General features: G+C 71.9%; 7 protein-coding genes and 1 pseudogene. All 8 read right to left on the bottom strand.

What is annotated here, in order from left to right:
• Window positions 1-1,800 precede the first annotated feature (1,800 nt).
• Window positions 1,801-2,361, bottom strand: a pseudogene (locus tag AB0G28_RS34675) (hypothetical protein); the annotation flags it as partial.
• Window positions 2,362-2,463: 102 nt separating this feature from the next.
• Window positions 2,464-3,465: a C40 family peptidase gene (locus AB0G28_RS34670; protein WP_361099044.1), complete on the bottom strand. Its 1,002-nt coding sequence runs from the start codon at window positions 3,463-3,465 to the stop codon at window positions 2,464-2,466.
• A 2-nt stretch (window positions 3,466-3,467) separates the two neighbouring features.
• Window positions 3,468-4,067, bottom strand: coding sequence for a hypothetical protein (locus tag AB0G28_RS34665; protein ID WP_361099041.1), 600 nt, complete (start codon window positions 4,065-4,067; stop codon window positions 3,468-3,470).
• A gap of 3 nt (window positions 4,068-4,070) precedes the next feature.
• The gene (locus AB0G28_RS34660; protein ID WP_361099037.1) at window positions 4,071-6,152 is read right to left on the bottom strand and encodes a magnesium transporter; all 2,082 of its coding nucleotides are present in this window, start codon (window positions 6,150-6,152) and stop codon (window positions 4,071-4,073) included.
• Complete coding sequence (locus AB0G28_RS34655; RefSeq protein ID WP_361099034.1) at window positions 6,149-9,097, bottom strand: ATP-binding protein; 2,949 nt, start codon at window positions 9,095-9,097, stop codon at window positions 6,149-6,151. Before AB0G28_RS34655 ends, AB0G28_RS34660 begins: the two co-directional genes overlap by 4 nt.
• Before the next feature lie 3 nt (window positions 9,098-9,100).
• Window positions 9,101-9,583, bottom strand: a complete 483-nt coding sequence (locus tag AB0G28_RS34650) for a hypothetical protein (RefSeq protein WP_361099031.1) — start codon at window positions 9,581-9,583, stop codon at window positions 9,101-9,103.
• Window positions 9,584-9,592: 9 nt separating this feature from the next.
• Window positions 9,593-9,859: a hypothetical protein gene (locus AB0G28_RS34645; RefSeq protein ID WP_004562703.1), complete on the bottom strand. Its 267-nt coding sequence runs from the start codon at window positions 9,857-9,859 to the stop codon at window positions 9,593-9,595.
• A 454-nt stretch (window positions 9,860-10,313) separates the two neighbouring features.
• A complete protein-coding gene (locus AB0G28_RS34640) occupies window positions 10,314-11,168 on the bottom strand; it encodes a hypothetical protein (RefSeq protein ID WP_361099028.1) in 855 nt (284 codons plus the stop codon).
• Between the last annotated feature and the right edge of the window lie 86 nt (window positions 11,169-11,254).

The following is an 11,254-nucleotide window of genomic DNA, read 5'->3' as shown; positions in this document are numbered from 1 at the left end:
AGCGGGGCCGGTTACCGGGGACTGGGCGGGACCGGATGCCGGGGCAGGGCCCTGGGTCTGACCAGCTGCCGGGGCCTGCACGGCACCGGAAACCGGCGCCTGAGCGGGGCCGGTTACCGGGGACTGGGCGGGACCGGATGCCGGGGCAGGGCCCTGGGTCTGACCAGCTGCCGGGGCCTGCACGGCACCGGAAACCGGGACCTGAGCGGGGCCGGTTACCGGGGACTGGGCGGGAACCGATGCCGGGGCAGGGCCCTGGGTCTGACCAGCTGCCGGGGCCTGCACGGCACCGGAAACCGGGACCTGAGCAGGGCCGGTTACCGTGGACTGAACGGGAACCGATGCCGGGGCAGGGCCCTGGGTCTGACCAGCTGCCGGGGCCTGCACGGCACCAGAAACCGGCGCCTGAGCAGGGCCGGTTACCGGGGACTGAACGGGAACCGATGCCGGGGCAGCGTCCTGGGCGGCACCGGTTACCGGGCCCTGAGTCGGGTCCGCACCGGTAGCCGGGAGGCCGGCGGGCCCCCAAGGCGGCCTGGGCAGCTGGGCACCGGTCACGAGAGGCGGCTGCGGAGCCGCGGTTTGGGGCGCGACCGGCGGCCGTGAGGTGCCGTCCGGAGCCGGCGAGGCAGCGGGCGGAACCTGCGGCTCGGGAGCTGCCGGCGACTGCGCGGGGCCACCAGAATCCGCCACAGCGGCAGCCGGCTGCGGGTGCGAAGTTCCAGGAGCCTGCGAAGCCGCAGGCGTTTCCGGCGCCTGCGCGACGGCAGGCGGTACCGGCAGCTGCGAAGCGACAGCCGGCTGCGACGAAACCGCGGGCGGTGCCGTCTCCGCAGGTGGCGCCGCCTGCGGAGCGGTGGACAGCTCCGATGCCTGCACGAAGGTGGCCGACTCCGGCTGCGCCGCCTGGGGCGCAGTCGGCGGTCCAGACTGGAACTCCGGCTCCACCGGGTGGACCGGCTTCTGCTCGGCCGGTGTGGGCGCGGCTGCCTCGGGTTGCTCTCCGCCGGTCGATCGCGGCCCGGCCACCTCAGGCTCAGCCACCGCCCGTGGCTCGACCGCCTCGGCTTGGTTGCCGACATTCGATGGCGATGCGGCCACCTCAGGTTGGTTTGCCTCCGCCGCCGGCTCCGCCCGGCCTGCAAGCTCCACGGACTCCGGCCGAGCCGTTGTCCACGGCGCAACCACCTCAGCTTGATCTGCGCCAGGCGAAGGCGACGCAGCCACCTCAGGCCGTTCCGCCTCCACTGCCCCAGGCTCCGCCCGGCCTGCAGACTCCACCGACTCCGGTCGAACCGCCTCAGTCGGCGCCGCCTCGGCCTCGAGCGGCTGCTCCGGCGCTGCTTGACCCCCACTCGCCTCCCCCAAGGCGACAGGTTCGTCAACCGTCGGCGGTTCCGCACGCACCGGCTGCTGCTCGGCTTCCGGCTGTTCCGCCGCTGCGTCGCCACCCCGCGCTACCGAGGCATGCTCCTCCGGAGCGGCATGCCGGGGAAGAGACTGCGGAGCCTTGACGGGCCCCGGCGGATCCGACTCGGCCGGAACCGACCATTCCGGCTCGACGACCGCCGCGGCCGGATCCGAGTCCTGGCGAGGACCACTCACCGGTGAAGCACCAGCGGAGGCGGCCCGTGCCCAAGGCGCGGCCGCCTCGTCGCCCGAGCTCACCGGCGGCGAAGCGTCCTCCGACGGCGCCCAAGCCTGGCTCGCCGGCGCGGCCCACGCCGGCCGTGGCTCGGACGGCGGCGACACCTGCTGCTCCGGCGTTCCCGGGACCGACTGTGCCGGCGGGGGGTGGGGCACCGTCCGCCACACCGGGGCCGGGCCGATGTTCATCGGGGCCGGGGCCTGGCCCGGCGCCGGGCCCGAGGGGGCCGGGGCGGGGCGCGCCGCCGGTTTCGGGATCGGGTCCAGGCAGGACACCAGGACCGTCGTGTTCATCGGGTCTTCGACCTTGCGGCCGCTTCGCTCGCGGTAGACCATCTCGCCGTCCGCGTCCATCTCGACCAGGTAGCCCGCCTCCGCGAGCTGCTCCTCGTCGAGGTCCGCCAGCTTCTCGTACCGCGACGGCACGACCCGGTAGACCGGCCACGCCAGCGAGGCGTGCTCCGCGTGGAACTGGGCCAGCAGCGCCGCCATCTGGTGCTGCCACGGCAGCGACATCCCCTCGGCCAGCGAACGCGGCAGCACGACGTACCCCGCGTCCACGCCCGGATACCCCTGGCCCAGCTGGTCGGCGAGCGGAGTGCTGGACGCCGGACGGGCGCTCTGCCGGGGCGGCTGGGGCGCGCCGAACAGCGCCGCCGGGTCCCGGGGCTCGCCCGCGCCGGCCTTGCCTCGCCTGCCGAATTTCCGTCCCACGTGCTCATCCTCTGCCAGTACGCGGCCACCTGCTCGTGGAAAGCGCCGCGACGTCGGGTGAATCCACCGGCCCCTGCTCGTGTCAAGAGGCTCTCACCCATGCTAAACGCCGGGCCGGACCGCCTGCGGTACGAGTTCACGCTCGTCGAACGAGAAGTCCCGGGTGTGCACCGGGACGCCGGTCTGCTGCGCTTCGACGACCTTGTTGCCGCCCAGGTACATCATCACGTGGTGGATGGAGCCCGGATCCGCCGGGTTGGTGGCGAGGAACAGCAGGTCACCGGGCTGCGCCTCGCGCACCGGCAGCAACGCGCCGGCGTGGTACTGGTCGCGGGAGACGCGCGGCAGGATGATCCCGGCCGACTCGTAGGCCTTCAGCATCAGCCCGGAGCAGTCGTACGAGTCCGGCCCCTCGGCGCCCCACACGTACGGCTTCCCCTGCTCGCCCAGCGCGAACTTGATCGCCTGCCCGGCCGCCTGGCTCGGCGGCAGCAGGGCGCCCATGCCGGTGCCGCAGGCGACGACGTCGACGACCTGGCCGACGTTCTGCACCAGCGTCGCCGCCATCGGCTCCCACTTGTGGTACCGGTCCGGGAAGCCCGAGCGTTCCACGGCCTGCGCGGCGTCGCCCGGCCGCTTGTTCTGCCAGTCCGGTACTCCCTGCAGGACGTCGTAGAACTTGTTGACCTCGTACGTCGGGTCGGTGACCTGCGCCACCGTGCCCCAGCCCATCGACGGGCGCATCTGGAAGATGCCCAGGGAGTCGCGGTCGCCGTAGGTCAGGTTGTGCAGCCCGGACTCGGTCATCCCGGCCTGGATCGCGACCTGCCACGCCCGCGGCGCCAGCGACCGCTGCTTGCCGACGGAGATGATCAGCGCGACGATGCCGCGCTGCTCGTCGTCCAGCTTCGACGCGTCGACCGCGCCGCGGTCGCCCTGGCCGGGTTGCGTGGGGCCGACCGAGGCGTCGCAGCTCATCAGCGACACGCCCCGGGCCTGGGCCTGCTGGTTGTCGATGACCACCTTCGCGGCGACGGCGGTCACGACGAGGGCGCCGATCGCGAGGAACACGACCAGCCCCAGCCAGAGCCCCAGGCGCCGCACGGTCAGCTCGCCTGGTCGTAGTCGGCGACCCGCCAGCCGGCGTTGGTGCTGACCACCGTGATGGCCAGTTTCGGCCCGTCGGTCGGGATGGTCAGCTGCACCGAGCTGGAGTACGACGTGCCGACGACCGGTTCACCGGTGACCTTCGTCGCCGGGATGTTGGCCGGGTCGACCGTCTTCATCACCGGCAGGTACTCATCGGTGGTGAGGGGCTTCAGCTGCGCGAGCCACTGCTCGGAGGTCATGCCCGCCGGGTGGTTGACCCAGGCCGCGGCCCACTGCTTGGCGACGCGGACGGCGTCTTCGTTCGGCGGCACCGGAGTGGGGGTGACCAGCGGCGTGGACAGCCGCGTCGGCAGGTTCGACGTCGGCACCGGCGCGGCGACGCCCGGCGGGGTCGCCGTGACGGAAGTGGTCGTCCCGGTGGTGGGCGACGCCTTGGCCTGCGGTTTGCCGACCACCTTCGGCAGCACGATGCCGAGCGCGGTGACCAGGATCGCCAGGAACACCAGCGTGCCCATCAGGTGCCGGGGCGAGCGCAGGGGCCAGCCCCACAGGCGCCGGTAGACCGCGGCGCGGCCGCGGTTGGTGCGGATCGGCATCGGTCACCGCCCCATCACTTGGTCGGTGTCCCGCGGTTCTTCCCGGACCTCAATGCCCCGCGACGGCCGGTAGAGCACGAACACCGGCTTGCCGGCGACTACTTCCGGGTCGACGCGACGCGGCTGGGCACGCACCCCCGGCGTCCGCGGCACGTCCGTCGACGGGTAGTCGCTGAAGCTCGACTCCGGCGTACGCAGGTCGGAGGGCACGACAACGGGCTCGGGCTCATCACTCCAGCGCCGGTCGGCCACCGGCGAGGTATCGACGCGCCGGCTCTCCTGCCGGGTCGTCGGCCGCCCACCCGCGCCGACGACGACGTAGTCACCGGGATCGCCGCCCGCCGGGTTGTACTGGCCGAACACCGGAGCGCCAGGCCGTCCGCCCGCGGGCAGCGTGCCGGCGGAGCCCCCGGTGATGGACCCCGGCCACGCACCGGACCACGCGGCGGCCGGCCGGGACGCGCTCGAGCCGTTGTCGAGCCGCTGGGCGCTGGCGAAGATCGTGGCTTCCGGCCGGAACCGGCCACCGCCCGCCGTGGCACCGAGCGGGCCTCGCTGCTCGCCGTCGACGACGTCGTCGGTGTCGCGCACGTTCTGCCAGAACTCGTCCTGCGGAGTCGGCCCGGTCCGGTTGCGCCGGAACCGCGAGAAGATCCCGCCCCCGGGCGACGGCACGGCGGCGCCGACCATGCTGACCGACATCTCGACCATCTGCCACAGCCGCCGCACCGGACGCCCGACCATGAACAGCAGCACGGTGATGAGCCCGGCGAGGACCATCTGCGTGAGCATGTTCAGCGAGTTCCCGGCGTCGAAGATCGCCTGCAGGAGCAGGGCGTGGATACCGGCGAGCACCGAGAGCACGACAAGGTTGAAGGCCACGCCCCCGGCGACCTTGAGCACGCGGCGCAGGATCTCCGGGTGCAGCAGGGCGACGAGGCCGATCAGCGGGGCGGTCAGGGCGAAGAGGCGGATGAGGACCTGGGCGAGGAGGACACTCGCCTTGGCCAGCAGCTGGAAGAGCGAGTAGACGAGGGCTTGGCCGAGGGACAGGAAGCCCGCGCCGGTGCGGCCGCCGGCTTCTCCGGTGAAGTAGCCGGTTGCCGGGCCCAGCTTGGTGGAGATGTCCTTGTAGGCGTTCTTCTTGCCGTCGATGACGGCCTGGTTCCCGTCGTCGCCGTTGCGCAGCTGCGCCCACGTGAACGCCTGCGCGTCCAGCAGCGGACGGCCGAACTGGCCGGCCTGCGGCGCGGTGGGCGAACCGAACTCCCCGCGCAGCCAGTTCTTGTAGACGATCTCGTTGTGCAGGTTCGTCGGCAGGATGTGCCGGATGACGCGGTCGTTCGAGTCGTCGACGAACCCGGCCTGGATGTTCGTCGTGGTCTGGACGATCGCCTTGTCGATCGGGTCGAAGTACCGCAGCATCGCCAGCGAGGACGCCGCGAGCCAAACGCCCGCCAGCGCGTACAGCGCCCGTTTGCTGACCGCGGCGAGGTCACCCCGCCAGATGTTGCGGAACAGCATGATCGACATGATCAACGCGACCAGCCCGAATAGCTGCGCGTAGATGTTGTTGTAGACCTTCTCCGCGCCCGACTTCACCGCGCTGTACAACGGGTTGAGCAAACCGCCCTCGAGCACGGTGTAGTGCAGCGAGTTCGTCGCGCCGACGATGTTCTTGCCCAGGTTGAACAGCTGGTTGCCACCCCAAGTGTCCAAAGTGGACCCGGCCGGGGTGAGGTTCAGCCCGGAGCAGTTCGTCTCGAAGGTGTTCCAGACGAACCCGGCGTAGCTGTAGTCGACGTACGGGCTGCCCGCCTCGCCGTGGCCTTCGGCGGGGTCGATCGCGCCGACCATGCCCGCGCCGGGGCGTTCCGGGTTGGGGGCCTCGCCGCAGGCCGCCGCGCTCGCTGCCGGGGCCGTCGCGATGGCCTGCAGGCCCAGAACGAGCATGACGGCGAACATCGTCGCCTTGCGGCCTGGGGTGCGGCGGCCCGGGCGCGGACCCTCCTTGATCCGCCGCTTCAGCGAGTGCCATCCCGCGGCCAGCGTCAGCAGGACCGCCAACGTCAGCACGGTGCTCATGCGGCGTCCCGGCCGGTGCCGCCCTTTCCTCCGGTGCGGGCGTGCTGCTGCCCGTTCGACGGCTGCACCCCGCCCTCCACCTCGCCTGTCTCGGACGCCAATGGGTCCGGCGCGCCCAGGAGGTTCTCGTCGGCCAGGCCGACCTCCAGCTCCGCCGCCAGCTCGAAGTCCTGCTCCAGCTCGATGTCGTCCTCCGGGGGCACAGGGACGTACGGTTTCTTCTCCTCCGTCTTCGGCAGCGCCAGCTCGCTCCCCGGGCGGGGCTTGGCCGCGTCCTTCGAGCCCGGCGTCGTGTCCATGACCGCGCGCAGGTGCTCCAGGTGCGGGCCCGAGAAGTCGACGCGGATGCGCTCCACGCCGCCGGCGCCGTCGCCGAAGATGAACTGGCGGGGCTCGACGTCCCGCTCCAGGCCGCGCTGCGCTCCCGGGCGACGGCCCAGGGCCGCGACGACCTGCTCGTACCCGACGCCCACCGGGACCTTCAGCAGCCGCAGGGCGTCGGCCTGGGCGTCGTCGTCGTCGAGACGGCCCACGAACACCGAGTCCAGCAGGGCCACGAAACCCTGGATCTTCAAGAAGTCCGCCGGGATCTGGGACGACAGCAGCACCCGGACGTTCCACTTCCGCGAGTCACGCGCGAAGCGGTTCATCAGCACCCGCCCGGTCGGGACCTCGGACAGGAAGAACGCTTCGTCGATCCAGACGCCCTTGCGCAGCTCCTTCGGCTTCTCGTACACCGACCGCTGGGTCAGCCACGCCGCCAGGTTCAGCATCTCGACGCCGAGGGACTCCGCGTCCGTCCAGTACTCGCGCGGGACGCCGTCCTTCGGCAGCGTCAGGCCCGCCATCGTCAGCACCGTCAGCCGGTCGTCGCGGGTCTCCGAGTACGGGTCCGCGTCCGTCTCCGGGATGAGCAGCGCCATCCGCTCGCGCATCTCGTCGAGGAAGTCCGCGACGACGACCGCGTGCTCGTGGTGTTCCGAAGAATCCCGCCGCAGCGCGTCGATCACCTGGCCCGGGTCCGCGTCGAACCGGCCGCCGACCGCGCGGACCGCGCGCAGCAGCACGATCCTGGTCTGCGCCATCCGCGACACCTCGTACGGCAGGACACCGGTCAGGACGTCCAGCACCAGACGCCGCCGCGTCGCGCCCGCGAGGGCCTTCTCGCGGCGCCACGACCGTTCGGGGTCGTCCTCGTCCATGAAGTGCTCGATCAGCGGCTCGGCGACCACCCGGTACGGGTTCAGGATCCCCGGCTGCGCGTTGAGCAGGTTGATCGGCCGCGCGTACGGCCGCAGCTCCGGCAGGTCGCACAGCCGCGACAACGGGCCCGACGGGTCGAGGATCGTCCAGTTCGCCCCCGCGCGCAGCGTCTTGTAGACGATGCCGCCGCCGAGGAACGACTTACCACCACCCAGGCCCGCCACCATGGCCGTCAGCCCCGAGCCGTCGCGGATCTCCTGGGCCATCCACGGGTCCCACGCCACCGGGCGCCGGGTCGCCGTGCACGTCTCGCCCAGCAGGATGCCGCGGCGGTCGCCGACCTCCGCGGTCGCCGTCGGGACCGCCGAGGACGCCCAGACCACCGAACCGCGGCGCATGTACGCCGCCGAGGCCAGCGGCTCGCCCGGGATGAACTCCCTGGCCAGCGCGTACTGGGCTTCGGGGTGCTCGATGGCGATCTTCGGCTTGTACAGGTCCAGCAGCTGCTGGGCCAGGCGCAGCGCGTCGCGCTCGGTCGGGCCCGACACCGCCAGCCGCCACCAGGAGCGGACGCGGGTGGCCAGCGCGGTGAAGCCCGACGTCATCTCGTCGTCGATCTCCAGCACCCGGCCGGCCTGCCGGGACAGCGACTGCGGCGGCTCCAGCTCGTGCTCGTCGGTGTAGTGCTTGACCTGCGAGCGCACCTTGTTCATCTGGCGCTGCAGCTCGCCGGCGACCTCTTCGGGGCGCCGGACGTAGATGCGCGCGGACACCTCGACCGCGGCGGGGAGCCGGTCGGCGTGCTGGATCCACGGGTCGTCGACCTCGGGGATCTGCAGGCCGTGCATCTGCCCCACGGTCAGGATCGCCAGGTGCCGCGAGACGCCGGCGTTGGAGCCGGTGCGGCCGCGGACGGTCACCGTCGGCGCGTACGGCTCGGCGTAGTAGTCCGCGGCGTCGGTGAAGCTGGCCAGGTCCTCCGGCTCCCAGGCCGCGCCCGGCACGGCGGGCATGTTCCGCGGCGCGGGCAGGCCCAGCGAACAGGACCGGTGCATCAGCCAGGACATCTCCTCGGCGTGCACCGGACGGCCTTCCAGCCCGGCGCTGCCGATGACCTGGTCGAGGTGCTCGACCTCGGAGTCCAGCGCGGCCAGCTCGGCGTCGACGGCCTCGGGCAGGATCTTGCGCAGCACCGGCGCGGCGCGCTCGACCGCGCGGTCGACCATCCGGCGCGTCTGCACCTGGACGCCGATGTAGACCTCTTTTTCGGCCATCGAGCGGCCCATCAGCTGCTGCTGCTCGCCGATCAGGTAGTCGTCGAACGACAGCGCGCCCGGGACGTCGTTGGGCCGCCCGTGGGCGTTGTAGACGTGCGCCTCGGCCCACATCCGGATCGGGTACGGCCGGTTCGTCACGCGCAGGTGCAGCCAGCGGCCCTGCAGCTCGGCGTACTGGCCCGCGATGGCCGCGATCAGGTCGCGCCGCTGCGAGTCCGAGCGGAACGACCAGCGCTGCGGCGCCAGCCGGTACCAGGCGTAGACCTCGTAACCCGTGCGAACCAGATGCCCGTCGATGCTTCGCACCGCGATCGACGGGGTATACGCGGGTATGGCCTGCTCACCGGGCAGGCGAGCCTTGTTCCCCGAGCCGTTTCGCGACGCGCGGACCTGCTCGGGCGGCTGCCATGCGCCCGAGCGTGCGTCCCGACCCCGTTTTCCTCGGCTAGCGCCGCGACCGAACAACGACTACCTCCCGGCCCGAGCCGCGTTGCCGCGGTTCCGGCGCGCTCGTGGTGTTCCCTGGGTGAAGGCGGCACCCGGCGGCCCGCCGTGGTGCTGGTACTGCCGCCTCCGCTTGTGCTTCGGCAGCGGGCGTTCGGCCCGTACCCGGACGCGGCTGGCGCTGACGGCGCCGCCGGTGCCCGTGGTCACCTCTCTGGGGGTGTTGAGCTCGCGCCCGGCCATCGCGACCACGGTGCCCAGCGGGCGCTCGTGGCTGATCTTGGCCGTCAGCAGCCGGGTGATCACGATGGTGGCGACGAACGCCCACGCCGTCGAGAAGAACCCGAAGCCCCACCCCGCCCAGCGTTCGATGCCGAGGACGACGAAGAACGCCGGGATGCCGATGAGCCACGCGACGTAGCGGGCTCTCCAGGGAAAAGTCGCTTTCGGCGGGCCGAGCCACACGGCGTCGACCCGGTAAACCTCGTCATCGGTCCTGATGCGCACGCCGCCGCCTCAGCCGGTGAACAGGCCGGCGATCCACTGGCCCACGTTCACGCCCGCGCCGCTGACCGCGAGACCGATGATGGCGAGCGCGATCACCACGCCGGCGAGCCGCCGCATGACGCCGGCGTTGTCGCCCTTGCCGCCACCCAGCCAGAGGAGCAGGAGGGCGACGGCCAGCAGCACCAGGGGGATGACGTTGTCGAGCAGCCATTGGCGCACGTTTCCCGTGCCCAGTTCGCCGGCGGCCAGCGTGTCGAGGGTGGTCAAGGTCATCATCGCGATACTCCCGGTGCGCGGTGGGGGCCGCGCGGTTCTGGCTCAGGCGGTGCTTCGAACAACATCATGGAGGCTACGAGGGGTAGTGGTCAAAGCGCGCAGAGTAGACATCGGCTGGCTCCTCAACCGATGCAGTGCACACAGCACACGAAAACTCCACGCTCACCATCATCGCGGCAAGGGCCCTCGGGTTGAACCCCGGCCACCCATACTTCTCAGTGTGCTGACGAACTCACCCCTATGCCCGGGATTTGCTCACTGTCGGTACTGACGTTCGCGCCGTTGTGCGGCCCGGAACAGTGTGACATGACACGAACGGCCGCGTGCCACGAGTCCGCTCTGTGACGGCCCCGCGGCCGGTCGAGCGGCATCTCGATCTTGACCGGGCTCGCTGTCCGTCACAGGGCGCTCAGCACTTCACGCGACTTTCACTACATAGCGTGATCTTGCTCGGTCAGGGACGGCCCAGCGCGAAAACGTGCGCGGGGAAGGCGCCGGCGTCGACGACGCGGGCGCTGAGACCGCGGCAGAGCCCTTCGAGCCGGGCCGTCTTCTCGGGTCCCAAGTGGTCCCACGGCCCCCGCGCGGCCGTCTCGGTGGCGATCTCGAGGCGGTCGCGCTGCGCGAGGCCCGCGTCGGTGAGCGCACCCTCGGCGTCGAGGAGACCGCGGTCGGTCAACGCGCTTTCGGCGGCGTTCCACTGCTCGTCGCTCCAGCCGCGGGTGAGCTTCGCGGCGGCGGTCACGAACCCGCGTCCGGTGGCGCTGTGGGTGACGAGCGCTTCGAGCCCGCTGAGGCCTTCGAGCACGAGCGCGGCGATGTGCCCGTCGCCGCGGTGTTCGCGAAGCAAGGTGACAGCGTGCCAGAGAACGAGGTGCGGCTCCCCGGGCCAGGCCAGCCCGGCGTGGGCGGCGTAGAGGGGGCGGCCTTCGCCGCGGCAGCCCGCCGTGGCTTCGCGGGCGAGTTCGGCGGCTTCGGCGACCTCGTCGCTCTTGACGTGGTCGCCGAGCAGCCGCGTGAGCGCCTTGTCGACGCCGGCCAGCCGCGCCTCGAGGACCTGCTCGGGCGTAGCCAAGGTCCAGGCCCGCGGGATGGTGCGCGCGATGACGTCGGGGTTGAAGTTGTAGAAGGTGGCGGCGATGACCTCGGGCCCGACGGCTCCCATGGCGGCGCCCCGCCCGGCGAAGTACGGCATCCGCCCCGGCCGCAGCCCGGCCCCGACGTACGCGGCCTCGACCTCCGGCGCGAAGTACTCCAGCGCGTGCAGGGAGTCGAAGGCCGCCTTGAACCGCTGCTCGTCACCCGCCATGACGGCACCCTACTACCGAGTAACCCGGCAGAGGTACCGACTTCCGTACCCGAAGGGGCATCACGCGTGATCCAGCGGGCATCACC

It is taken from the genome of Amycolatopsis sp. NPDC021455, assembly GCF_040640995.1.
Classification (GTDB): Bacteria; Actinomycetota; Actinomycetes; order Mycobacteriales; family Pseudonocardiaceae; genus Amycolatopsis.
The sequence above is the reverse complement of the archived record's forward strand: the minus strand, read 5'-3'. Positions and strand labels throughout refer to the sequence as shown.

What these genes read in the sequence shown, in the direction of transcription:
- AB0G28_RS34665 (WP_361099041.1), bottom strand. Translation starts at nt 4,067, where the DNA reads ATGCCGATCCGCACCAACCGCGGCCGCGCCGCGGTCTACCGGCGCCTG.
- AB0G28_RS34645 (WP_004562703.1), bottom strand. Translation starts at nt 9,859, where the DNA reads ATGATGACCTTGACCACCCTCGACACGCTGGCCGCCGGCGAACTGGGC.
- AB0G28_RS34640 (WP_361099028.1), bottom strand. Translation starts at nt 11,168, where the DNA reads ATGGCGGGTGACGAGCAGCGGTTCAAGGCGGCCTTCGACTCCCTGCAC.
- AB0G28_RS34660 (WP_361099037.1), bottom strand. Translation starts at nt 6,152, where the DNA reads ATGAGCACCGTGCTGACGTTGGCGGTCCTGCTGACGCTGGCCGCGGGA.